The organism is Anabaena catenula FACHB-362, from assembly GCF_014698735.1.
GTDB lineage: Bacteria > Cyanobacteriota > Cyanobacteriia > Cyanobacteriales > Nostocaceae > Anabaena > Anabaena variabilis_A.
The window spans coordinates 257,290-282,021 of record NZ_JACJTQ010000002.1 but is presented as its reverse complement, the minus strand read 5'-3'; the positions used below and the strand labels follow the sequence as shown (position 1 = coordinate 282,021).

Genomic DNA, 24,732 nt, shown 5'->3' with positions numbered 1-24,732 from the left:
GCTTTCATAGAGATAGGTGAAGTTTTGTAAACAAAATTGACTACTACTGTTACACAAACAAATAACTTGACATTGCCAACCGCTTGGCATAGGCTAAATCCGATTTGGCAAGGTAAAGAAGAAGATATTCAAAAAGGTTTGTCTCACACTCAGTTAGCGCCAGCTTGGCAATTGCTACTATTGGGTGATGGCTCCCCCACCAGACACTTACAATTACTCACTTGTGAGCCGATAGAAGTGGATGTTATCGATATGTCGTTAATTGGCACAAACCCGGATAATGCTCCCGATTTAATTCAAGTTGTTCCCAGTCCCAGACTGCGCCGACAGGTGTGGCTACGTACTGCTTCTGGACAGCGATTAGGATATGCTACTTCATGGTGGGAAGCGAGTCATATAGATGAGTATCTGCAAAACCGTTCCTTACCAATTTGGGCGAGTTTAGCTCGGATTCGCACCGAGTTGTATCGAGATATTCGAGGAATTTACTGTGGTTACTCAGCTGCGCTAGAGTCAGGCTTTGATGAAGTTGGCCCCTTCTGGGGTCGTCATTATTTGTTTTGGCATCATGGACAGCCTCTAACCTTGATTTATGAAGTATTTTCGCCTTATCTAACCAAATATTTGGGAAACACACAGATGAGTGCTAATGGTGATTGAATTAGGGAGAAAAAATAGTTTGTAGTCAGTGCTTAAGTTCTAAATAGTATCTAAGGCGCTATAGCGTTACTACTAACAACTACGGTTTGTGTTTGATGTGATGAATAAAAAAAAGAAACCGTCTTTGCTGCTTACACTCTCAGCGGCTGGGTTATTGATTGGTGCGGGGAGTGTAGCATATTGGTTTTTAACTCAAGGACAACCATTGTCTAGAGATTTGCCGGTGGGTGCAAATATTATTCCTCAAGATGCCTTATTAGCAGTTTCCTTGACGACGGATACTAAACAATGGCAGAAGTTGCGGGAGTTTGGGACATCAGAAACCCAAGCGGAACTGGATAAGAATTTAGTACAATTACAACAACGATTTCTGGCGAATAATGGTTACAATTTCCAGAAAGATATTCAACCTTGGGTAGGTGATGAAGTTACCATTGCAATTTTGGCTCCCCCGGTGGGAAAAACTGCACCTAAACCAATAGCTACTAACGCAGAAACTGCTTCTGATCAATCAGTGGTAATGGTGCTACCAATCAAAAATCCAGAAATCGCCAATAGTATCTTGGCACAACCTAAACCACTCAAACAAGGTAAATGGATTGACCGGATTTATCAAGGAATCGCCATTAAACAAACTGAGGGAAAAGCTGGGGAAAATCTCTCAGCAGCATTAATAGATAAGCGGTTTCTCGTCATCACCGATAATCCTCAAGCCGCAGAAAGAACAATTGATGCCTACAAAACTAAAGTATCTCTAGCGACAAGCAGCGGCTTTGTTGAGAATTTCCCAAAAACTTCCAGTTATCAACCTTTTGCCCATTTTTACGTAAATATTCCCACGGCAGCGAAAATAGCTGCTACGGATAGGAATCGGCCTTTACCTGCTCAGGTTTTATCTCAACTTCAAAATAACCAAGGTTTAGCGGGAACTGTGATCTTAGAGGACAAAGGAATAGGCTTAAAGGGTGTTTCTTGGTTAAATCCTAATAGTCAGCGGGTGTTGGCGGTAGAGAATAAAGCGGGGAAAATGCAAAATCGTCTTCCCAGTGAAACTTTAATGATGCTGTCTGGGAGTAACTTACATCGGCTTTGGGGAGACTATGTTTCTACTTCGCAAAGAAATCCTTTATCACCCATCTTGCCTGAAAAACTGCGACAGGATGTAAAATCTTTTACCAATTTGGATTTAGAGAAAGATTTGCTGACTTGGATGAAAGGAGAATTTTCAGTGGCGGTGATTCCTAATACTCCAAAAGATGGTTCACCAGATAATTTTCGGTCAGGTTTAGTATTTATGGTACAGGCAAGCAATGCCAATGGTGGGCAAAACCTACGCCAAGCTGGGGAAAATTCCTTAAAACAGCTAGACGAGGCTATGCAAAATCAATACCAATTTAAGATCCAAGAGGCTAAGGTGGCGGGTAAACCTGTTGTTAACTGGATTTCACCTTTTGGAACTTTAACGGCTACTCATGGCTGGTTAGATGATGATGTGGCTTTCTTTGTCTTGGGCGCTCCCATTACCGATAAAATTCTTCCCAAACCTAATAACTCTTTAGCTAGTAATCTCTCTTTTCAACAAACAGTCCCCACAGAACTGAATCCACCCAATGGTCAATTTTTCTTGGATGTGGACAGGACTGTTAAAAGTTTTACCCTCAATTCTTTGTTTCCCAATCAACAGAAATTTCTCGCAGCGACAAGGAATATTGGTGTAACAACTGCGGTTAATGATAGTCGTAGCAAGCGCTATGACATTTTTTTAGAACTTAAGAAAGTGGGTAAATAGGGACTGAGAAGTTATTTCTTGTCCGGTGAAATACTGATCATTGGGGCTGACAGGGGGACGCGGAGAAACGGAGAGTTTTTTGAACAGCAATTAGCGGGACTTGATATCACCCAATTAGCAATGACCAAAACTAGATAGGATCAGAATAGTCGGAATTAAATCAGTGATACAGCAGATTGCAGGTTGCAGGAAGTAGGAAATTTAAACCAACAATCGGGTATTAATGGGGTTTTATTCCTGTACAGACGTTCCGCCGGAACTGAATTCTGCTGTAAGTGATCTTTTTTTGAGTTAGGTTTATTCTTTAACTCTCTCTGAGAACTGATAACTGATAATTGATTCAAGTATCCACTGGAGAGAAAAGTTTATGAATCTGGTTGTACTCCAGAACTGGCTAGATAATGCGTCCTTTGCCATCTTATTCTGCACCATGTTGGTGTATTGGGTGGGGGCGGCTTTTCCGAGTTTATCGGTGACTGCGGCTTTGGGGACAGCTGGAATGGCAATCGCTAATTTGTGTATTGCTACCCTATTAGGAGCGAGATGGATAGAAGCTGGTTATTTTCCCCTGAGTAATCTCTACGAGTCTCTATTTTTCTTAACTTGGGGAATTACCGCTGTTCATTTAATTGCAGAGAATAACAGCCGTAGTCGTTTGGTTGGGGTTGTCACTGCTCCTGTAGCAATGGGAATTGCGGCTTTTGCTACTCTGACACTACCATCAACAATGCAAGTGTCAGAACCTTTAGTTCCTGCTTTAAAGTCGAATTGGCTGATGATGCACGTCAGTGTGATGATGTTGAGTTATTCGGCTTTGATGGTGGGGGCGTTGTTAGCGATCGCATTTTTAATTGTGACTCGCGGACAAAATATCCAATTACAAGGTAGTTCTGTTGGTAATGGTGGTTATCGCAGCAATGGTTACAAACTGCTCAAAGCCGGAGAATTAGTTACTCAACCGCCAACACCTCCATCGGAAAATAATGGCTTTTCTCGTTATGAAAGCAACAACAATGGTAATGGTACTGCTGTGTTGGATGCGGTGACAACTACTCCAATTCCATCTGCTGAAATTCTTTCACCTCAACGCCTGACTTTAGCGGAAACCCTCGACAATATCAGTTATCGGATTATCGGTTTGGGATTTCCCCTACTGACAATCGGTATTATTGCTGGTGGTGTTTGGGCTAATGAAGCATGGGGTTCTTACTGGAGTTGGGACCCAAAAGAAACTTGGGCGTTAATCACTTGGTTGGTTTTTGCGGCTTATCTGCATTCTAGAATCACTCGCGGTTGGCAAGGACGCAAACCAGCAATTTTAGCCGCCACTGGCTTTGTTGTTGTTTGGATTTGCTATCTCGGTGTAAATCTTTTGGGTAAGGGCTTACATTCTTACGGTTGGTTTTTCTAGAACCTCACCGAAGAGGCAGAGGGGAAGGGGGCAGGGGAAATGCTCCTTCTCTTCTAGGGCGCTCTTAGTGGGGCGGAGTACAAGCTCCGTTTCAGTTTTCCCCCTTGCTCCTTGCTCCCTGCTCCCTGCCTCTTATCACCCTCTGACTCCCTCTCCACAGAAAGGGGGAAAATAAAAACTTAAAAATTCCGAAAAACTTACTAAATCTTACTCTAAGGCTTTTGAGTAGAGATCGCTAATTTTGCACCTTTCACCTGACGCACTTTATCCATCACCGCTACAACATTCCCATGTTCAACTTTAGCATCCGCATTAATTATTACGATCGATTCTGAATCTGTACCCATTAAAGTACGTATTTCCTCAGATAAAGCATCAACTGTTGTCGGCTTTTTGTTCAGGCTGACGAGTCCAGATGATTCTAGAGTCACGGTAATTTTAGTAGGAATTTGGGATTGCTGTGATGTCGCCGCCTTGGGCAAATTTACGGGTAAACCTTCTTGTCGGGTTAAAAATAGCGTTGACATGATAAAAAACGTCAAAATCGCAAAGATCACATCAATCATAGGTACGATATTGATCTGTGCTGGAATATCTGGTTCATCTGGTAGCCGCATCAGTTTTCTCTCCTCCTTGTTCGTAGCGACTTAATTATAGTAGGGCTTGCTGTTCGCCATATTCTTTTTGGAGGAAAGCTATCCATCGTTGGTAGAAGCCGTAAAACTAGCTATTATTGTCGTTTAATAAATGATATTATTTTTCAATAAAAATTAAACAAACTAAAATACCAGTCAAGAGCTTGTCACTGTTTAATGAGATTAATTATTAGTTCTCTTATGGAAATTTTCTGCTAAAAGCCTTAATATGTATAAATTCAGCCTGAATCATAACCGATGGCAGTCGCTACAAGAGGAATTTTTTATAGCTTTACATTTGTGGATAATCATTTTATTGTCAGAACATTAACGATATAAAATAGCAATAAAATTATGAGCTTCTCCACTATTGCAGTCGAACAGCGAGTCAAAGAGGTCAAGGCGCTCAAATCATTCCTGACTTTCAGTATGATTGGTTCACTAGTGCTGCATATGGCAGTACTAGCCTCTGGGATTGGTAATTTTTTGGCTAGAGCGCCGGAACTGGAAGAGGAACCTATAGAATTAACCTTGGTTGAACCAGATGCCAAGGAAACACCGATATTACCATTCGAGAAAAAAGCAGCAGAAAAAACATCATCTGAAGGCGGTGGTGGAGGTAATTCCTTATCTGAAGGCGGTGGTGGAGGTAATTCCTTCACGGAATCTCCTGCAAAACCACAGTTCCAGACTCCGGTAACTGTTCAAGCCCCGCCGCAAACACCTGTAACAGTGGAAAAGCCACCAGTTATTCAAAAAGCGATCGCACCCGTACAAAAGTTGGTTGATAACTTTAAGCCCCAGTCTGTTTCTCCACCTCAACCACTTAAGGAAGATCCAGTAATTTCTCAGGAACCAAAAAAGCCAGTTGAAAATAACCAGCCTCAAGCTTCGACAAAAGTAGTAACTAATACTACCTCTGTGCAATCATCTACTAGTACGCAACAAAGTAGTGATAATTTGAGAAACTTGCTGGGTCAGATTAGAGATACAAGAGCCGGTCAAATCGGAACTGGCAATAATTCTTCTGAATCTAATCAACTAACAGGAGGTTCCGGTAATGGGACGGGTACAGGTTTCGGTAATGGGACGGGTACAGGTTCGGGTAATGGAAGTGGAAGTGGTACAGGTTCCGGTACTGGGACGGGTACAGGTTCCGGTACTGGAAGTGGAAGTGGTACAGGTTCCGGTACAGGTTCCGGTAATGGGACGGGTACTTCTGAACGTAGAAGGCGCGAAATTGTAGCGGCAGCCCCAACACAGCCTCAGCTACCAACTGAAGTAGAAAAACCTGACACCAGTCGTAATTCTAATGGTTCAGGTAATGGTCGTGCAGCTTGCAGTGATTGTAAAACCAAGTATTCCGAAAGGGCAAGACGGCGAGGGGCGGAAGGTCGAGTTGAGGTAGCGGTTGATACGGATGAAAACGGTAAAGTCACTAATGTCCGCTTGGCTCGTTCTAGTGGAGATAGGGAATTGGATGAAGAACACCTCAGACAAGCGCGGGAATGGAAATTAAAGCCTTCCCAGTCAGGAAGAAAAGGAGTTTCAATCGCCACAGAATACGCTATTGAAGGTTCTCGCCGTTTTCGCCAAGTGCGCGATCGCCAGCAGAAACGAGAACAACAACAAAGGCAACAGCAAGTAGCTTCATCTGAAAACTCTTCCCAAGAAACCCCAAGACGCAGACAGCGTTTAGAGGCATCAAGTAATAATACAGAAATTCCTCGCACACAAAGAAGACGGAGAAATTTGGAAACAGCATCTTCCAATTCTGAACAATCAGTAAGCAGCAGATTGAGTCGTCGTTTGCGGCGACAAACAAACGTCAGTAGCACAAATTCTGAAGATTCAACCCCTCGACGGATACGACGTTCTGAGCAGAATTCTCTTGGTAATCGCTTACGTCGGCGACGGGAAATTACAGCAGATGTCAGAACATCAGGAGCGCCACAAACTTCGACTCGAAGACGGCGACGGGAATTGAACCAATCAAATCAATCATCAAATAGCGGGACTAGGTTACAGAATGCTTTACGCCGTTCTCGACAACCATCTGAATCTGCGCCTTCCTCTAATGGAAGTAGTAACGATTGACATACTCCCCGCTCTAAAAGTGCGGAGATTCTGGGTTTAAACAACAGTTGCAGTTTTATACCGTCTCACACTATCTCGCCCAACAGACAATGCCCTGCCTGTTTCACTATTTTATCAGAAAGCCGTCGCTCGTTGTCCGGGGCTTTAAACCCATTTTTTCGTTGACACTCCCCGGTCTAAAGACACGGGGATTCTTGGTTCAACGAGACCACTTAAACTAGAATCCTTTTAAGTTAATAGATTGATTAATCTTCGTGGTCATCAAAAGGATCGTCTAACTGAGTGCTAGGAGGACCAAAAGAGGTGTAAATTGCCATGCCTGTAATGGCAACGAGTATTGCACAGAAAGAAACGCCAAGCACCAGACCGGGTTCTAAGTCCATAAATTTAGGTTTATATTATGAGAGCTATGTTTATAGAATATTACAAAATTTAACATAAATACCACCCCTGCATTCACTAAACCCAGGCAAACTACCCGACCCTCATAGTGGTATTATCATCATAGTCAGAATAATCCCAGCTGTAAGGTAAACATCCTGCTGAAATATTGCAGCACCCTACAGTGGGAAATAAGAAAATTAAAAAAGCTTTGGCAATTGATCTTAGGTGAACTATGGCACAACGGACTAAGTTGGGAGATATCCTCAGACCCTTAAATGCTGAGTATGGTAAAGTATCTCCAGGTTGGGGAACGACACCTTTAATGGGTGTTTTTATGGCTTTATTTTTGGTGTTTTTGTTAATTATTCTGCAAGTTTACAATAAATCTCTGTTGATTCAGGATGTACTTGTTGATTGGCGCAGTTTAGGCGGCTAATTGCCATTAAAACATCAAGCTTGGATAACAAGTTACCATAGACCCGGCTTGTCCGGGTTTTTTGCTCTTTGGGTAATGCTTGTTAATCACCAACAGCTAAGTAGTCGTGCAAAATAAATTGCATATTTAGGAGAGGGAACAGGGAACAGTCAAGGAACACAGAGATTTTTATTTTTGGCAAAATGTATAATTAATTTTGCTGAGGTACTTAATACCATTTTGGAATTTAGATTTTAGATTTGGGATTGTCAAAGACTTACTGCATCAGCTTTGCAGTTTTCTATCTGTCGCCATTATTTTTCTTTCTTGGTATAACTATTAATTAGACTAAATAATGGAGAGGTTCTACTGCGCTTGGAGAATCTAAAGGAGAAAAATCATGAACATCTTTGGTATCGGTCTGCCAGAAATGGGTTTAATTATGGTAGTGGCACTGTTAATCTTTGGCCCCAAGAAGCTACCAGAAATTGGTCGTAGTTTAGGTAAAACTATTCGCAGTTTCCAAGAAGCTTCCAATGAATTTCAAACTGAGTTTAAACGGGAAGCTGAACAATTGGAAGAAGCTGTCAAAACTACTGCTGAACTGGAACCGAAGAAAATTGAATCAGCCAAATCGCAGCAGGATACTGCTGGTTCTTCTCCCACCAGTTAGAAAAAATGACAGAAGTTCTTACCCAACCAGCTTTGGTAATTCCCCAGCTAATTGTCGGGTTGGGGAATCCAGAGCCTAAATATGATCAAACCCGCCATAATATTGGCTTTGCAGCTTTAGATGCTCTTTCCCGTGCTTGGCAAATTTCCCTAGGGGAAAATCGCAAATTTCAAGGACAGTTTGGTGAAGGTACTGCACGGGGTGGCGGTAAAATTCGTCTGCTGAAGCCGCTAACTTATATGAATCGTTCTGGACAGTCTATTCAAGCGGTAACAAGTTGGTATAAATTACCGCCTGAGTCAGTGCTGGTAATTTATGATGATATGGATTTACCTTTGGGAAAGACTCGTCTGCGCTTGTCTGGTTCTGCGGGGGGACATAATGGGATGAAAAGCACTATTTCCCATTTGAGTAGCCAAAACTTCCCTCGGTTGCGAATCGGTATTGGTAAACCCAAGGGTGCAGCCAATGATGATAATTCTGAGACTGTTTCCCATGTGTTGGGGCGATTTTCTGCTACAGAAACTAAATTGATGACTCTGGTGCTGGACTGTGTGGTTGAGTGTGTTGAACTCAGCTTGAAGCAGGGTGTAGAAAAGGCTATGAATCGTTGTAATAGCTGGACTATTGATATTAACCCAGGTGGCTAGTTATCTGGTTTAGGCTGGTAATGGGTAATTGGTGATTGGTAAACTTCCTCTTGTCACCTCTCACCTACTATCACACCAGTACCAAGCCGAATGGATATTTAAAAACGACGTTTGCGTCTAGCTGAGACTGCCTTACGTTTGCGTTTTTCTTGGGGAGTTTCAAAGTGCTTATGATACTTTACATCGGTCAATATACCAGCTTTGGAGACTTGGCGTTTAAACCGACGGAGGGCTGAATCTATTCCTTCGTTTTCTCCTAAAACCACCTGGGTCATTCTCAGTCTATCCTCAATTTCTTCTCAATAATTTCCATTTTGACACTCCCCGGCGTGAACGCACGGGGATTCTTGAATCTAAGACATAACTTGCTCAACCAGGCTTGCGCCAGATAGAGTAGAGGTTTCATCTCCCCAAGCGTTACTTGCGTCTAGCGCAAAAGTTCCCGTATGCCCTACGGTACTCAATCCCCGACTAAGGATGATTAAGGCTGCATTTTTGTCTCTATCCATTACACACCCACACTGACAAACGTGAGTTCTAGTAGATAGAGTTTTCTTGACAACTTCACCACAGCTAGAGCATTCCTGGCTAGTATATTGTGGATTTACCGCTACCGTAACTTTCTTAAATACGAGTCCAAAGTATTCAAGCCAGACACGAAACTGATACCAGGATGCGTCGTTAATAGACTTAGCTAAACAATGATTTTTCACCAGATTTTTAATTCTCAAATCTTCATAGGCTATCAAGTCGTTAGACTGAACTACGCACCGTGCTAACTTCACAGCATGGTCTTTACGCTGCCTACTTATTTTGAGATGGCGTTTCCCTAAAATCTGTCTAGCCTTACCCCTATTTTTTGACCCTTTGACCTTTCTGGAAACACGACGCTGTGAACGTTTAAGAACCTTTTCTCCAATACGCAGAAATTTAGGATTCTCAACCATTACCCCATTAGAATCAGTGCAGTATTCTTTCAAACCTACATCTAACCCAATAGTGTTACCAGATGGTTCTATGTTTTCTTGACGGATAACATCAATACAAAATTGACAATAATAACCGTCAGCCCGTTTTACCAATCTCACCCGTTTTATTTGGTTGATTTGGTAGAAATGAAGGTCACGAGTCCCTTTAATTTTGAATCTACCAATACCCTTTTTATCGGTAAAAGTAATGAATTTACGATTATCTGCCAGCTTCCATCCTGATGTTTTATATTCAACAGAACGACAATCTTTTTGGAACTGAGGAAACCCCTTTTTACCAGAAATACCCTTTTTGCAATTATCATAAAACCGGGTGATAGAAGACCATGCTCGTTCAGCAGAAGCTTGTCTAGCCATTGAATTGAGTTCATTAGCAAATGGAAAATTAGCAGCTAAAACAGCACAATATTTCTGCAAGTCGTTTTTACCTGTATCTTTAACGTCCATCCACAGCCGAATACAGCTATTACGAACGAATTGTGCAGTCCGAATTGCATCATCTATTGCTGTTAGCTGAACTGATTTCCCATAAACTTTAAACTCAAAAACAAGCATCTCTTTACCTCCTATCTTATACTAACACATCTGGTATAAGATTAATAAAAGTACAATCAAAAGCCGTCCTACAAGGACGGGGCTTTAGACCCAACTTTTTGGTAATATTAGCCTCAAACTTAGCAAAGTCCTCTAGTCTAGAGCGGGTTTGAGACAAGCTTGAGATTTGAGATTTTAGATATTCAATTGGGCTTATTTGTGTTTAATCTAGTTTATTATTCACCTCTCTCCGGTCTAAAGACACGGGAATTCTAAACTGATGATACGTGGTAGGCTGAAGCGATACTACTAAGGGCAAAGCGCACACTACGTAAGCATCCAAATCAGAGAAATTTTAAGAAATAAATAAATTTGAGTTAACCTGTTGCAGTAACTTTTCTTAACTAAAGCATAGTTAAGTGAAAATGACTCCCAAACACTGAACTGGTTAATTCAGAGGTTTTATGACAACAGGTAATCATGTCATTTTCATGCACCCAGATGGGACTAGTCCATCTCACTATGCTTTTGCACGGTTTGTAGATCACGGACCCGATGGACGTTTGAATTGGGACAAACTTGACTACGCTGGTGTTTATCTGGGTCACATGGAAGATCAGCTAGGTGGAACATCTAACGCTGGTGCTGTTACTCATGCTACAGGTGCTAAAGTTTACGCAGAATCCTTTGGGTTAGAAGCAGATGGTTCAGAAATTGTGCCTTTATCTGGTGCTACTAACACAGGTAAAACAATTGTACAGGAAGCGATCGCAGCTAACAAAGTAACTGCCCTAGTTCAGTCTGGTGCAATTTTTGAACCTGGTACAGCGGCCTTCGTTGCTCAAGTTGGTGAACTGATTCGTGATGATGGAAGTAGAGTTCCTCCCAGACAAAGGTCTGCTGATATTGCCAAGCAGGTAATTGAATCAGGTGTTGATTTTATCCTGGGTGGTGGTGAACTCAACCTTTTACCAGTTGGTACTGATGGTTTTCACGGTACAGCGGCTGAACTGGATGCTCTGAGTACCAATTCCCTACAACGCCCCACTGAAAACCTAATTGAATTAGCAAAGAGCAAAGGTTATACAGTTGTTTACACAGAACAACAACTCAATGCTCTGCTTGATCTCCCTACACCACCAACCAAAGTTTTAGGTGTGTTTGCACCTATCCATACCTTTAACGATCGCCCTGAAGAAGTTTTAGCAGCAGCTAATTTACCACTGTATCTGGAAACAGCGCCAACCATTGCAGAGATGCTGGATGTCACCCAGAAGTTGATGGAAAAACACCCCAACTTTGATAATGGTTCAATTACGATTGTTGAAGAAGAAGGTACAGATAACTTCGGTAACAACAACAACGCTGCTGGTACTTTAGAAGGCTTGCGTCGGGCTGATGCAGCCATTGGGGTAGCAATGGACTTCATCGATAAGTATCCTAACACTTTGATGTTAACTGCCGCTGATAGTGATGCTGGTGGTTTACAGGTGGTAGATCCCCGCACTGCTGGACAAAATCTAGGCAATATTAACAATAACCCCACCACAGAATCCCGTAACGTACCATTAGACGGGCAAACCGGGGCTAACACCTTGCCTTTTGTCGCTGCTCCAGATGCTAATGGTGACGTATTCAATTTTGGCATCGCTTGGGCGGGTACACCAGATTTTAGTGGTTCTATTGTTTCTAAAGCACATGGTCTAAATGCAGAGAAATTACCTGCAACCCTGGACAATACCAAAATTTATGAGTTGATGTATGAGACTCTGTTCGAGACTGAACTAGAATCTCGTAATCCTGTACCGACACCAGCACCTCAAGCCACGAAAAATACTGGAAATGTCATCTTCATTCATCCAGATGGCACAAGTCCTTCTCACTACATGGCAGCCCGCAATATTGACAAGGGTCCTGATGGCAGACTGAATTGGGACAAAATGTCAAATGCGGGTGTATACCTGGGACACATGGAAAACCAGTTAACTGGTACTTCCAATGCTGGTGCTGTCACCCACGCCAACGGTGTGAAGGTATTTAACGAATCCTTTGGATTGAATGAAGATCAATCTATTGTCACCCCGGCTTCTGGTAAAGTTGGCTATACAATTTTAGAAGAAGCGATCGCTGCTGGTAAAGCTACAGCATTATTACAATCTGGTCACTTAGCTGAACCTGGTACTGCTGCCTTTGCTGCGGAAACCACCAACCGTTTAGGTGATAATAACCGAGCGCGAGATAAATACGCTGAGATTATTGAACAAGTCATCCGCTCTGGTACAGACGTAATCATGGGTGGTGGTGAGTTGTATATGTTGCCTCAAGGCACAACTGGTTTCCACGTTACTGCTGAGATAGATGCCTCAGAAACCAGCCCAGTTCGTCGCCCAAGCATCAACCTCATCGAACTAGCCCAATCTTTGGGTTATACGGTAGTTTACACCGAAGAGCAAATGAATCAGGTGGTAAATAGCCAAAACCCACCAACTAAGCTTTTAGGTGTATTTGCTGCTATTCATACCTTTGACGATAGCACCGAAGAAGAACTAGGGCTAAATAGTTCTAGTCCTCTACCTCTATATGTGGCTACTGCTCCCACAGTAGCTGAGATGCTAGAAGCATCTTTGAAAATTCTCAACAAAGACCCCGATGGTTTCTTTGTCGTAGTTGAAGAAGAAGGTAGTGACAACTTTGCTAACAACAACAATGCTGTCGGTACTATTGAAGCTGTACGTCGGGCAGATGCAGCTATCGGTGTAGCAATGGATTATGTTAATACCCAAGATCCAAATACCTTGGTGTTGACGGCTGCTGATAGTGATGCGGGTGGGATGCAGGTTTTCCAATATACTCCTTACACTCGTCCATCTGGTAACTCTACAACTAACCCCCCTCTGGCAGATAGCGAGCCTAGTGCGCCATTCATCGGTGTCAATCCCACCACAACCAATACCAATCGGGCAGTTTTAGATGGTATCAATGGCAGTACAGGTACACCAGAAGCTCCTTGGATACCCTTCCCATCTACAGATAGCATAGATGGAGAAATGGGTAATTTTGGTATTGCTTGGGTGGGTACTCCCGATTTCCCTGGTAGCATTGTTTCTAAAGCTTATGGGATGAATGCGGATAAATTACCCAGCACTCTGGACAATACTGAGATATATGATCTCATGTACCAAACTATGTTTGGGGTGACACCAGAAGAGGCCGCAGCACTACAAGAAACCCAATTGGTAGCGGGAACTACTGCTGATGACAAATTAGTGGCTGGTGCGGCTAATACTGCCTTTGATGGTATCAATGATTCTGTATTTACTGGTGCTGGTAACGATGAGGTTGACTCACAAACAGCGTCTTCTACCATTGCTGGACGTAACCGTATCAATACTGGTAGTGGTGCAGATATTATCTATGTGAACAAGGGCGATAGCGCTTTTGGTGGCAGCGGTAATGACGTATTTGATGCTACCGATGCTCAAGGTGGTAATCGGATGTCTGGTGGTGCTGGTAATGATATCTTCTACATGGGTAAAGATGATCGCGCCTTGGGTGGGGATGGTGATGATCAGTTCTATGTCCAGTTCGGTGGTGGTAACTTACTCTCTGGTGGTGCTGGTGCTGACCAATTCTGGATCGCCACTGTTGAACTACCTGATGCTGCCAATACTATCCTTGACTTCCAAAAGGGTGTTGATGTGATCGGGGTTCTTGGTATTTCCTCTAGCAGTTTGACTCTCAGTGTTGTCAGTGGTAATACTGAAATTGGCTTGGATGGTCAAACAGTTGCTATTGTTAATGGCGTTACTGGTTTGGATGTCAATACCAATTTTGTTTTTCAATCCTAATTTCAAACTTTGATTTTCTTTCGTTAGTAGCTATTAACCAGGGAAGAAGATAAGAATTTCTATATTTTCTTCTCCCTGGTTCTTTTTTCATTCAGAGGTAATTACAGATTCAGAATCGAACTCTATAGCAAGGGCTAGTTGATACAGTTGACGACGGGATAGGTCAGTATCTTTGGCTAATTGACGGCTGGCTTGGGAACGGGAAACTCCTTGTTTCATAATCTGTAATAATTCGGCTTTGAGTTCTGCTTCTGTGAGTTGGGGTTTACTGGTTGGAGTTCCCGCTACTAACAGGGTATATTCGCCTTGGGGTTCTTTTTGCTGGTAATGTGCGATCGCTTCCCCTATTGTCCCTCGCCAAAATTCTTCGTATAATTTAGTTAGTTCTCGTGCTATGACTATAGAGCGATCGCTCCCCAACACTGTCTCTAAATCCTCTAAACTATCCCGTAAGCGGTGAGGAGACTCGTAAAAAATCAACGTCCGGGGTTCGGCTTGCAAATATTCTAATTGTTGTCGTCGTTGTTGACTCTTAGCTGCTAAAAAGCCTTCAAAAATAAACCTATCTGTTGGTAATCCCCCAGCACTCAAAGCTGTAATTGCTGCACTTGCACCAGGAATAGGTACAACTGTGATTCCTGCTTCAATACAGGCTTTTACCAATTCATATCCTGGATCAGAAATTCCGGGCATTCCCGCATCACTAACCAGTGCGATCGCTTTCCCATTTGTTAAATGCTCTAATAACTCTGGAATGCGGCTATTCTGGTTATGTTCATGATAACTCATTTGGGGAGTTTTCACCTGGAAATGTTGCAGTAGTTTACCAGTGTGGCGTGTATCTTCCGCTGCAATCATATCCACAGTTTGCAAAATTCGCACCGCCCGAAAAGTGATATCTTCTAAGTTGCCAATCGGTGTACCGACAATATAAAGTGTTGATGGTTTTGGATCAGTTTGCATAAAATATGTTAGATGAAAAAAAGACAATAATTCTCATTTGTAAGTTGAGTTGAGCAGAAGAACTTCCAACAGCAACTATTTGATTAAATTGGTTTTTATAGCTGTTTTCACTGTACAGTTTTTCATCGCCAACCATGTAGGGGCGGGGTTTCCCCGCCCTCGATTGTATTGTATCCAACTACAATTTACCTATTGCAAAATAAAAACTGAAACAGCCGAGACACAGAAAAAAGAAATTCAAATTACACCTTGAAAATTACAGCAGAATTCAGGAGTCAGGAGTCAGGAGTCAGGAGTCAGGAGTAAAACTGGCTTGGTGTATAGGTTTCAATTTTGATTCTGTACCGTATGGCTACGCCACGCAAGCTATCGGCTGACGCTCACGGCGAAGCCTCATTGATCTGCAATCTGCTGTAAGTTACCATACAACTATAAATTAGTTGTTAATAAACTTCTCAAAAATCTCACCAAAATCCTTACGCACATAGGTTTCATGGGCATACTTTAACCAATTAAAGGCATACCAGTTAATTGCCTTAAACTGTTCTTCTGAAGTAGATGTATTTGTAGCACGACTGACTGTGCTGGAGGCTGTATTTAAACTAGTTTGGGCATATTGATAATAGACGGCATTTTCACGTTGAATGGATGCAATTTTTAGTAAAGCTTTGTACAAGTCTTTCAAGGGGGCAATATAAATTTTAGCAACATCAATAGAGTAGGATTGATCACCCATCGTTAACTTAATTTCGATGTCCATATCTATTGTTCCTGCGGTTTCTAACCTCACATCTTTAATAATGTGTTGACTATAACTAAAGCGTTTGAGTAAGCGTTTTTTACTAACCGCAGAAGTTCCATCCAGATGAATCAAAGCTAGATTAGTGAAACAGTATTCATCGGTTTTTGATTTAATCAGAAAATAGATTTTTTCACCTTCTTCATGCATCACATAGTCATCACTCTCCACCTTGTTATAATCTTCGGGTTTGATCACAGCACCAATATCACTCAAACCCAGTGCATCCATTGCCATGTTTTTGAACATAATTTGTTGCTCTCCAGAAAGAAACGACTTCTAATCTTATAAGTTTTATTATATATCAGTGGGTAAAAATTCAAGTGTAAAAATTTCTGTTAAGCTGTAAGGACAAGTTTCAGGAAATGAAGACAATCCCGTTTCTCGTTCGGCACTAATAATAGCAAGTTGATAAATTTTTTCTAGGGAATCAGCTAAACATCCTCTCAGACTGGGGTTTTCTACCAGGAGTTTTTCTAAGCGTAAGCGTTGCTCCTTGATAGTTAATTGCCAACTGCGAGAACGTAAGTTAGGCTGAAATTGCCATTTGAGTAAATGCATAATTAATAATTCTAATCGGCTTTCTAATTCTCGTTTTTCAGAACGTCCCATGTCTTCAATTTCTTCTGCAATATGATCAAAATCAATTTGATTAAATTGTCTAGTTCTTAGCAAATGCGCTTGTTCTTGTGTCCAAGCATAAAAATCATGATCATGGGTAGTTAGACTCATAGATTCTCCTATAATTCATTTAATAATTAGATCAAGTTACCAATTACAAATGACCAATTTTGCCTTATTTGTAGGTTTAGTCACCTTAGATTTAATTTATCTGGCCGACTCTCCCCCCAAAAATAATCAAAAGCTTGTTGCTACTGACTATACTGTAGCAGCAGGTGGCCCAGCAACAAATGCGGCTGTTACTTTTAGTCATTTAGGTAATCAAGCTCAACTCTTAACTGTGCTAGGTTCTCACCCAATGACGCAGCTAATTCGCACCGATTTAGGAAATTATCAAGTTGCAATTATTGACTTAGACTCCAGCAAAGATACACCACCACCAGTTTCTTCTATTATTGTCACCCAAAGCACTGGGGAAAGGGCAGTCATTTCTATTAATGCAGTGAAAACTCAGGCTAATATTACCTCGACTCCAACAAATATTTTACAAAACATTGATATCATACTTATCGATGGACATCAAATGGCAGTTAGTAAAATCATTGCCGAAACAGCTAAAAACAAAAATATCCCCGTTGTGATTGACGGTGGAAGTTGGAAACCCGGATTTGAGGAAATCTTGCCTTTTGTAGATTATGCAATTTGTTCCGCTAACTTTTATCCTCCAGGCTGCAAAAATCAAGAAGATGTTTTTATCTATCTTCAGAATTTTAACATTCCCCATATTGCCATTACTAAAGGAGAAAAATCGATAGAATATTTAAGTAATCAAAAAAGAGGTTTAATCGATATAGCGAAAATTAAAACCGTTGATACATTAGGTGCAGGAGATATTTTTCATGGTGCATTTTGTCATTACATTTTACAATCTAATTTCCAGCAATCTCTAGAATTAGCTAGTAATATTGCGGCTGAAGCTTGTAAATATTTTGGTACACGCCGTTGGATGGAAAATTAAAAGCAATACTATTTGATTTATAAACCACTCGTGGTACCAGGGAATAGGGAATACAATACTGTTCGGTTAAGAGTTTTTGTAGGTTGGGTTAAGCGACAGCGCAACCCAACAAAAGTTCGTAAATGTTGGGTTTACTACCTGATTTAATGTTTTTAGCTTAACCGACAAGTATTGATAGGGAATAGGGAATAGATTTTTTTACAACTCATTTAGGACTGCTGTAGATTTAAAAATTAGATTTTAAATAACAAATAAACAAAATAGAAATAAGTTTCTCTCATCAAAAAAGGCAACTGACTATTTAAACTTTGATAGCGGGTAGTTGGTGTGGGAGATGCTTGGGCATCTAAACCTAAATTTCTGGCCATTAAAACGGCACGTTTTAAATGTAATGGATCACTAACAATGAGAATTTTTTTAAATTGGTAATTTGCAACTAATTCTGAAGCATTTTGTAGATTTTGGGAAGTAGTTCGAGACGTAGTTTCTATGAGAATATCAGATGATTTTACACCTTTGCTGACAGCATAGAGTTTACCAACTAGCGCTTCTGCTATTTCATCACCATTACCAACTCCACCTGTAAAAATGAGAGTGCGGACATAACCGTTTTGATATAAATTAATAGCGTGGTTAATGCGTTCTCGAAACACAGGAGATGGTTGTTTTCCCCAAACTGCGGCACCTAAAACAATTGCGGCATCTGCCTGAATAGGAGTATAATTGTTACCATAAAAATATATATTAGTAGCTGTAGAGGCGATCGCAATCAATAAGGCAGAGATTAAGGATAAAATTACCAAAACTAACTTATTTTTTGTAACCTTACTGTAGCTTTGCGCCTTTACCCCTTTACGTGAGCTTTTCATAAAATCTATACTTTACCAAAATCAAAAGAATGCCAAACTTAGAAGAAATACTAAAAATTACTCGTGAAATAGGTTGGGGTGCAGCTAAATTACTGCGTTCTTATTATCACGGAACTGTCGAAGACGGAAACTTAGACGTACAATATAAACAAAATGAGCCTGTAACTGTTGCGGATGTAGCCGTTAGTCAATATATTTTAGACAAGCTACAAGCAGCTTTAGGTAATGAAGAATTTGGCTATATTAGTGAAGAAACCTATAAATCTCAACAGGGTAAAAATCCTTGTGAATGGGTTTGGATAATTGATCCTTTAGATGGTACAAGAGACTTTATCAACAAAACTGGTGAATATGCAATTCACATTGCTTTAGTTCAAGGAACAAGTCCAGTTTTAGCAGTGGTGACCATACCAGAAGCGGAAAAGTTATATTATGCTACCAAAGGTGGCGGTACTTTTGTGGAAACCGTTAATGGTTCTGTTCCCTTAAAAGTAGATGAAAATAAACCAATCGAAGATTTAACCTTAGTTGTCAGTCGTTCTCACCGCAATGAAAGATTAGAACATCTCCTGAAAAATCTACCCTGTCAAAATCAAAAAGCCATTGGTAGTGTCGGCTGTAAAATTGCCGCTATTCTTGAACAAGAAGCAGATATTTACATTTCTCTTTCTGGTAAATCTGCACCCAAAGATTGGGATATAGCTGCACCTGAACTAATTTTAACAGAAGCTGGTGGTAAATTTACGCACTTTGATGGCACGCCGTTAAAGTATAACACAGGTGATATTAGTCAATGGGGCGGTTTGCTGGCTAGTAGTTCTCAACATCATCAGATATTGTGTCAGAAATCAGCACAAACCTTAGCAGAGTTTGCCTCAGATGTGCCTTGAATAAGTCTATGAGTTTTTCTAAAAATGTTACTCGTTATGAGTTCATATACAAAGGCTATGCTATAGTGTAGGATGTAAGGATTATTTTCGGTTGAGTAAGTCGTTTTAATTTCTTTATAAATGAGTCTCTCCGAATCTAACTTTCTACACTATTTGATTTGGGAGACAGCCTGTTACTATGTCGATTTACGTTGGAAATCTGTCCTATCAGGTTACAGAAGAAGACCTGAAATTGGCTTTTTCTGAGTATGGGAAGGTCAATCGTGTGCAGTTACCCACTGATAGGGAAACAGGAAGACCACGTGGTTTTGCTTTCGTGGAAATGGAAGGTGATGACCAAGAAACCAAAGCCATTGAAGCACTTGATGGCGCTGAATGGATGGGTCGTGCTTTAAGGGTAAATAAAGCTAAACCCCGTGAAGAAAGAAGTCCTTCGCGTGGTAGCTGGGGTAATAATGATCGTGATAATCGCCGTTATTAATCCTGTTCTGAAAAATTTTTAAACCTAGAGTCGCCAGTAGATAAATCCAAAAAGTCAACTCTGCTGATATATTTTTTTAACTCTAGTATAGTATATATTCACCCACAATAGGAGGAATGAGAATGACGCAAGTAGTTTTGGGGGAGAATGAAGGTATTGAATCAGCTTTACGGAGATTTAAACGTGAAGTTTCTAAAGCCGGAATTTTCCAAGATATGCGGAAGAATCGCCATTTTGAAACACCTTTAGAGAAAGAGAAGCGTAAAGCAATCGCTAGACACAAGCAACGTCGTCAACAACGTTCTCGCTTCAAGTAATAACTTCAGAGTAATGTCTATTGCGGCTGTAAATCCAGTCAGCATCTCTTCATTATTCCCCTTAACTTCTGTTATTTGTGGTGATGTTTCCTAACAGCCGCAAATAGCTCGCAGAAATTAATAGAAACCTGTTTGTAGTAGTGCTGTGTTTATTTGCGGCACTACTACAAGTTGTATTTAGGCAGAGTTAGGCTAAATTTCCGCCACTGCGCGTTCAATTAAACGCCGAGCTAAAGTTTGCGTACCAGTGTGTTCATAGTAATTTGTAGCTACATCCAGGAAGGCCGCCAGGTAGTCTAATTTGTCATCAGCGAGTTGGACAAAATTTTGCAAGTTACCAACAACCTTTTGTGGTGTTAAATTATTGGCTGTCACAATACCACTCATCCAACCTTTAACTGAATCAAAACTTTCGCCGATAAAGTTGAGTTTACCAGCATCATTATTACCAGGAATAGTATTTTTGATGTTTTGGAAAGTTGAGTTTTGTCCTAAGTCCTGGGGACTCATCCGACTAATACCTGATAGGGCTTTGTCGATGAAATCAGGTCCCAGGGGGATTAAACCATCAACGCAAATTAAAGCCACCATGCGGATGAGTGATTCACCACTATACTCACCTAAAGAAGCGACAAAATCGCCAATACTATCACCGGGAATGCCGTTTATTTGGCAAAAAGCTACTAATTCAGCAACTACTTTTAAGGTTAAGTCAATAGTTTGAGCTTTATCTGGTTTGGGAGTGATGGAGTTTAAAAAGCCTAATAGGGGAATTGATTCACCTACTTTATTAGCCAAAGCGGCTGCACCAAGAGCCTTATCTGTACCATCAACAGTTTGATAAAGCCACAAAGCTGTTTGATATCCTTGGGATTTGTCGTTGAATAGATAAATTGCGCGTTCACCAATTTGCTGAATTAAACTCTCGTCATCTTCACCGGTGACAGTTTTAATCGTGTTGACAAAGCCGACGGTATTTTGCCACTCACCGGGAGCGACAAAATCTAAGGCTCTCAGCATAGATACAGTCAAATTACTGGTTGGTAGCTCATCAACTAACTCGAAGATAGATTTGCTCACAAAAATCTCCTATTTGAGGGTTTGTTATCTGAAGTAGAGAGTCAGGGTTATTTCAATTTAGCGAGATCATCAAGATCAAATTTCTCGATCCAGTCAGCGCGATCGCTTGCAGTGAATAATGGATCTTTAGAAATCACCTTGACTTGGTACTTACCGACCAAAACAGAAGTTTGGGTTTTGCCCTGTTCCACTGCGGGATAGCCGTCAATTTTCTTGGTGCTATTGGCATATTTTGAAGCTACTCCTGGTAAGCTGGTGGTGTCAGAAATAGCCAATTGAGCGACTACCTTGCCGTCTTTTTTCAAATTCGCTTCCGAAAAGCCTTTTTTCTCTTGGGTATAAACTCGATCATAGCCATCTTCCCCATCAGGGAAAAAAGCGTTTAATTGACTACCCTGTGTAGCATTTTCAGCAACGGACTGACCACTTTTTTGCTTGGTGCTTTCCTGTTGTACCTGATCAAAGCGGTTAGGTGCTTTTGTAGAACAAGCTGTAGTCAGTAGTAAGACACACAGTAACAAACTAGCTAAAATCCTGCGCCCACGGGATAAAATCACGTTTGGGTTCTCCTTAAAATGTGAGAGGTTTGAAGCAATTATCTGCGCTTCCGTAGGTTTTGCACCGGAAAATTTACTTTTTAATCATTATTTGTATTGAGAATTACCAATTTTCCGGCAGCTTTGTGATTAACTCCCCGCATCTTCATGACGATAAGCGATCGCAGCATAGAAGGGATCTCCTCCTGGTATACCCAACCATTGTAAGAAGTTCGGCGCTGTTGATTGATTGACAATCACTTCTGGAGTAGTAAATCCCGGTACTGAGGCAAAGTAACGCTTAACTAATTCGACTCTAGACGCTTCCGACACATCTCTCCACACCTGAATCGCCTTTTGATGGAACATTCGGTTAGAAAAGCTGATAATGGCGACACCACCCGGTTTAAGGATGCGGTGAATTTCCGTAAATACTGCTTCTGGATACTGCATATACTGTACAGAAACACAGTTGATAACAGCATCGAAATCTTGATCAGGCAAAGGTAGCTGAGGCTTCTCGTTGATATTCTGCACAAAGTAATGGTTTAAGCGAGGATTACGTGCAAGTTCTTCAGCGTTGAGTCCATGTCCTTCCACATGATCAAACTCTATTTCTGCTGGTAAATGAGACACCCAACTGCTCATCATATCAAAAATTCTTGTGTTGGGTTTAAGTCGCTGACGATATAAATCTGTCAACTGTTGAATAAAACCTTCATCTACATGGGTGACAAAGCGCGGATAGTCATAAAATAACTTATCATCGGTGTCATCTAACCTAAGGCGTTGATTTGGTCTAAGTAGCATAAATGTCTATGTTGGAAAAGTCTTTCACTAGATTGTGCTAATTTTGTATATTAACTTACCGAAGAAAGGCAGAGGGCAGGAGGCAGAAGGCAGAAGGCAGAAAATACAATTTTTGTCCTCTGCCAAAAGGGTTTAAAGCCCCTAAATTTATTTATGCAAAAAATCAAAATATTTTTTCCGAGACGCGCAGCGCTCTTAAAAATACGTCCTTATAGCAATTCCCATTCAAGTGAGGTACAAGCAGTAATAATTAAACGCAGCGAAAAGTTCCTCGTTCGCGTAAGCGTTCCGCAGGAAAGCCGGGTTTCCCGGCGTAGGAAACTTTTCAAGACAGATGGACGCAGATAAACGCAGATAATTTTGTATTTCATTAGACTAGGAAATGCTATATTAAATCCCCTAAATTTATTTATGGGGATTACCTCCAGCAAAACTGCCTTCCCTACGGGACGCTGCGCGAACGTCCTCCTGCCTCCTTGACTGATTTTCATCACTTAACTAAATTCAAGCACCCAGAGCTAATAATATTCAACTCGTATTCAAAAAATGTTGTACAAATCATCATTGTTTCTTGCTATTTGGCAGCGTCTTCTTTTGCTGAGGAGATTTCCTTATTTTAATTTATTAATTTGGCTAATTCCGTTGTTGCTATTTACTTCTGGAGAAAATAGCCTCATGGCACATGATGAAGCACTGTATGCGCGGAGAGCGCGTCAGATGTTTGATTCTGGTGACTGGATAGCTCCTTGGGGTAATGCTCATCATAAAACTCCTGGTTTTTATTGGTTAATTGCTATTTTTTATAAATTATTTGGTGTCAGTGATACCAGTGCGCGACTGCCTAGTATGATTGCAGGAATTTTTAGCTTATTAGTGATATATGAAATAGCGAAAATCTTACTTGATCAAAAAATAGCATATCTTGCTGCTGCTATTTTGAGTGTAGAAGTTCTCTGGCTACAATATTGTCGGTTATCTACACCAGATTTACCAACAATTTTATTAGTAAGCGTAGCTATTATAGCGTTACTAAAAGCTGAATTATATCCACAAAATCGCTATATTTATGTTTTTATAACTGGGTTATGTTTTAGCCTAGGCTTCTTAATGAGAAGTTTGATGATTGTTGTACCAATAACTGCATTATTACCTTATTTAATTGGGGAGCATCGTCGTCATCGTCATCTTTTTAACCCCATGTTGTATTTAGGAATTTTAGTCGGTTTAATTCCTACTTTGATTTGGTTATGGTTTAATTGGCTGCGTTATGGAAGTGATAGTTTTGGAAAATTATTGGGGTTTGTGGTAGAACTAGGTAGTAATGAACGACAGGGAAATGGAATACTTTTCTATTTCTGGAATGTGCCTTTAAAATCTTTTCCTTGGTTCTTTTTCAGCCTTTTAGGATTAGCTTTAGTAATTCGTTATCCAATTCCTCGCTACCAATTGTTATTAGTGGGTTTTCCTCTGACTTTATTTACGGAAATTAGTCTATTTTCTACTCGTTTATCTCACTACAGTCTTTACCTTTATCCCTTTATTGCTATACTTGCGGCTGTAGGTTTAGATTGGCTGGGGGAAATTTACAATAGAGAATTTACACCAACACAGGAAGAAAGAAAAATATTGCTTTTTTCTGGAAGTATGAGATATCTTCCTCGGAATCTTAGTTATGGTTTTGGTGTGTTAGGTAGTATAGCTATTTTAGCTGGTATAGGAGCTTTGGTAGCAGGTAGTATTGATATTCGCAAATATGCAATTCTCGCTTTGATTGTGGGTTTTGCTTGCTTAATTGTGCCTTTAGTTTGGATTAGTCGTTACTATTTTGATCAAAAATTGCTGACTTCTCGATACTGGATCGCCAGTTGGTTAATTGCTTGTTGGCTATCTATAGCTACTGCTGGTAATTTAGGGTTGTTAAGTGATTTTAACCCTAGTTTTAGAGTCTTTTTCCAACGGCAAGAAATAGCCTCAATTCTTAAAAACAATCCTATATTTTTTGCCAAATTAGAAGGCAAAGAAGCTGTATTGATTAACTTTTATACCCCTATTCATGGTAAAATAGTAGACTCAATTTCTCAATTACCAGCTTTTAGTTATGCTTGGATTTATACACCTAAACCTGGTGATTTATCTAGACATCATCGTATTATCGGCACAATTAGAGATTATCAATTAATTCAAGTTTTGTGAGCAATGATTGCTATCAATGCATAGTTCATTGTATTTTTTTTTATTTTTTTGGGAAAACGTAGCAAGTTGT

24 protein-coding genes are annotated in these 24,732 nt (G+C 40.7%); 13 read left to right on the top strand and 11 right to left on the bottom strand.

Annotated features, from left to right (window positions below):
- Nucleotides 1–36: 36 nt before the first annotated feature.
- The 3 genes from H6G68_RS03225 to ccsB all read left to right on the top strand — a co-directional run bounded on the left by H6G68_RS03225 (nucleotide 37) and on the right by ccsB (nucleotide 3,860).
- Nucleotides 37–660 carry a chorismate lyase gene (locus H6G68_RS03225; protein WP_190905320.1) on the top strand — a complete coding sequence of 208 codons (624 nt, stop codon included), beginning with the start codon at nucleotides 37–39 and terminating at the stop codon, nucleotides 658–660.
- Between the two features lie 100 nt (nucleotides 661–760).
- A complete protein-coding gene (locus H6G68_RS03220; RefSeq protein ID WP_190905319.1) occupies nucleotides 761–2,449 on the top strand; it encodes a DUF3352 domain-containing protein in 1,689 nt (562 codons plus the stop codon).
- Nucleotides 2,450–2,816: 367 nt separating this feature from the next.
- Nucleotides 2,817–3,860, top strand: coding sequence for a c-type cytochrome biogenesis protein CcsB (gene ccsB, locus H6G68_RS03215; protein ID WP_190905318.1), 1,044 nt, complete (start codon nucleotides 2,817–2,819; stop codon nucleotides 3,858–3,860).
- A gap of 212 nt (nucleotides 3,861–4,072) precedes the next feature.
- Here ccsB and H6G68_RS03210 read toward each other — a convergent pair whose 3' ends face one another.
- A complete protein-coding gene (locus H6G68_RS03210) occupies nucleotides 4,073–4,477 on the bottom strand; it encodes an ExbD/TolR family protein (protein WP_190711974.1) in 405 nt (134 codons plus the stop codon).
- 372 nt (nucleotides 4,478–4,849) lie between these two features.
- On the opposite strand from H6G68_RS03210, the gene H6G68_RS03205 reads away from it, so the two are divergent.
- Nucleotides 4,850–6,592, top strand: a complete 1,743-nt coding sequence (locus H6G68_RS03205) for an energy transducer TonB (RefSeq protein WP_190905317.1) — start codon at nucleotides 4,850–4,852, stop codon at nucleotides 6,590–6,592.
- A gap of 245 nt (nucleotides 6,593–6,837) precedes the next feature.
- Here H6G68_RS03205 and psbN read toward each other — a convergent pair whose 3' ends face one another.
- Nucleotides 6,838–6,975, bottom strand: coding sequence for a photosystem II reaction center protein PsbN (gene psbN, locus H6G68_RS03200; protein ID WP_127056010.1), 138 nt, complete (start codon nucleotides 6,973–6,975; stop codon nucleotides 6,838–6,840).
- Between the two features lie 233 nt (nucleotides 6,976–7,208).
- Between psbN and psbH the strand changes: the two genes are divergently transcribed.
- From psbH to pth, 3 genes are all read left to right on the top strand, one after another.
- On the top strand, nucleotides 7,209–7,412 hold the full coding sequence (psbH, locus tag H6G68_RS03195) for a photosystem II reaction center phosphoprotein PsbH (protein WP_016952633.1): 204 nt from the start codon (nucleotides 7,209–7,211) through the stop codon (nucleotides 7,410–7,412).
- Nucleotides 7,413–7,791: 379 nt separating this feature from the next.
- The gene (locus H6G68_RS03190; RefSeq protein WP_127056011.1) at nucleotides 7,792–8,064 is read left to right on the top strand and encodes a TatA/E family twin arginine-targeting protein translocase; all 273 of its coding nucleotides are present in this window, start codon (nucleotides 7,792–7,794) and stop codon (nucleotides 8,062–8,064) included.
- A gap of 5 nt (nucleotides 8,065–8,069) precedes the next feature.
- Nucleotides 8,070–8,714 carry an aminoacyl-tRNA hydrolase gene (gene pth / locus H6G68_RS03185; protein WP_190905316.1) on the top strand — a complete coding sequence of 215 codons (645 nt, stop codon included), beginning with the start codon at nucleotides 8,070–8,072 and terminating at the stop codon, nucleotides 8,712–8,714.
- Between the two features lie 98 nt (nucleotides 8,715–8,812).
- Here pth and rpsU (H6G68_RS03180) read toward each other — a convergent pair whose 3' ends face one another.
- On the bottom strand, nucleotides 8,813–8,989 hold the full coding sequence (rpsU, locus tag H6G68_RS03180; RefSeq protein ID WP_190905315.1) for a 30S ribosomal protein S21: 177 nt from the start codon (nucleotides 8,987–8,989) through the stop codon (nucleotides 8,813–8,815).
- 78 nt (nucleotides 8,990–9,067) lie between these two features.
- Nucleotides 9,068–10,258 (bottom strand): RNA-guided endonuclease InsQ/TnpB family protein, encoded by a 1,191-nt coding sequence (locus H6G68_RS03175; protein ID WP_190905314.1) that lies wholly within the window; start codon nucleotides 10,256–10,258, stop codon nucleotides 9,068–9,070.
- A 443-nt stretch (nucleotides 10,259–10,701) separates the two neighbouring features.
- Between H6G68_RS03175 and H6G68_RS03170 the strand changes: the two genes are divergently transcribed.
- Entirely contained in the window at nucleotides 10,702–14,085 is a 3,384-nt protein-coding gene (locus H6G68_RS03170) for an alkaline phosphatase (RefSeq protein ID WP_190905313.1), read from the top strand.
- 87 nt (nucleotides 14,086–14,172) lie between these two features.
- Here H6G68_RS03170 and rsmI read toward each other — a convergent pair whose 3' ends face one another.
- From rsmI to H6G68_RS03155, 3 genes are all read right to left on the bottom strand, one after another.
- Entirely contained in the window at nucleotides 14,173–15,048 is an 876-nt protein-coding gene (gene rsmI, locus H6G68_RS03165; RefSeq protein WP_190905312.1) for a 16S rRNA (cytidine(1402)-2'-O)-methyltransferase, read from the bottom strand.
- A gap of 436 nt (nucleotides 15,049–15,484) precedes the next feature.
- Nucleotides 15,485–16,096: a PH domain-containing protein gene (locus H6G68_RS03160; protein ID WP_190905311.1), complete on the bottom strand. Its 612-nt coding sequence runs from the start codon at nucleotides 16,094–16,096 to the stop codon at nucleotides 15,485–15,487.
- Between the two features lie 48 nt (nucleotides 16,097–16,144).
- Nucleotides 16,145–16,579 carry a DUF29 domain-containing protein gene (locus tag H6G68_RS03155; RefSeq protein WP_190905310.1) on the bottom strand — a complete coding sequence of 145 codons (435 nt, stop codon included), beginning with the start codon at nucleotides 16,577–16,579 and terminating at the stop codon, nucleotides 16,145–16,147.
- Between the two features lie 49 nt (nucleotides 16,580–16,628).
- On the opposite strand from H6G68_RS03155, the gene H6G68_RS03150 reads away from it, so the two are divergent.
- Nucleotides 16,629–17,486 carry a sugar kinase gene (locus H6G68_RS03150; protein WP_190905309.1) on the top strand — a complete coding sequence of 286 codons (858 nt, stop codon included), beginning with the start codon at nucleotides 16,629–16,631 and terminating at the stop codon, nucleotides 17,484–17,486.
- Between the two features lie 233 nt (nucleotides 17,487–17,719).
- On the opposite strand, the gene H6G68_RS03145 is transcribed toward H6G68_RS03150, so the two are convergent.
- Nucleotides 17,720–18,355, bottom strand: a complete 636-nt coding sequence (locus tag H6G68_RS03145; protein WP_190905308.1) for a YdcF family protein — start codon at nucleotides 18,353–18,355, stop codon at nucleotides 17,720–17,722.
- Nucleotides 18,356–18,384: 29 nt separating this feature from the next.
- Here H6G68_RS03145 and H6G68_RS03140 point away from each other — a divergent pair, with 29 nt between their 5' ends.
- The 3 genes from H6G68_RS03140 (at nucleotide 18,385) to rpsU (H6G68_RS03130) (ending at nucleotide 20,043) form a co-directional block, all read left to right on the top strand.
- Nucleotides 18,385–19,245 (top strand): 3'(2'),5'-bisphosphate nucleotidase CysQ family protein, encoded by an 861-nt coding sequence (locus H6G68_RS03140; RefSeq protein ID WP_190905307.1) that lies wholly within the window; start codon nucleotides 18,385–18,387, stop codon nucleotides 19,243–19,245.
- A 178-nt stretch (nucleotides 19,246–19,423) separates the two neighbouring features.
- Nucleotides 19,424–19,726, top strand: coding sequence for an RNA recognition motif domain-containing protein (locus tag H6G68_RS03135; RefSeq protein ID WP_190905306.1), 303 nt, complete (start codon nucleotides 19,424–19,426; stop codon nucleotides 19,724–19,726).
- A gap of 122 nt (nucleotides 19,727–19,848) precedes the next feature.
- Nucleotides 19,849–20,043, top strand: coding sequence for a 30S ribosomal protein S21 (gene rpsU / locus H6G68_RS03130; RefSeq protein ID WP_013192888.1), 195 nt, complete (start codon nucleotides 19,849–19,851; stop codon nucleotides 20,041–20,043).
- Nucleotides 20,044–20,235: 192 nt separating this feature from the next.
- Here the strand turns inward: rpsU (H6G68_RS03130) and H6G68_RS03125 are convergent, their stop codons facing one another.
- The 3 genes from H6G68_RS03125 to H6G68_RS03115 form a co-directional block, all read right to left on the bottom strand.
- Complete coding sequence (locus tag H6G68_RS03125) at nucleotides 20,236–21,123, bottom strand: hypothetical protein (RefSeq protein WP_190905305.1); 888 nt, start codon at nucleotides 21,121–21,123, stop codon at nucleotides 20,236–20,238.
- Between the two features lie 47 nt (nucleotides 21,124–21,170).
- Nucleotides 21,171–21,680 (bottom strand): hypothetical protein, encoded by a 510-nt coding sequence (locus H6G68_RS03120; protein WP_190905304.1) that lies wholly within the window; start codon nucleotides 21,678–21,680, stop codon nucleotides 21,171–21,173.
- A 129-nt stretch (nucleotides 21,681–21,809) separates the two neighbouring features.
- Nucleotides 21,810–22,469, bottom strand: a complete 660-nt coding sequence (locus tag H6G68_RS03115; protein ID WP_190905303.1) for a class I SAM-dependent methyltransferase — start codon at nucleotides 22,467–22,469, stop codon at nucleotides 21,810–21,812.
- Between the two features lie 546 nt (nucleotides 22,470–23,015).
- Here H6G68_RS03115 and H6G68_RS03110 point away from each other — a divergent pair.
- Nucleotides 23,016–24,662, top strand: coding sequence for an ArnT family glycosyltransferase (locus H6G68_RS03110; protein ID WP_190905302.1), 1,647 nt, complete (start codon nucleotides 23,016–23,018; stop codon nucleotides 24,660–24,662).
- Nucleotides 24,663–24,732: the final 70 nt, after the last annotated feature.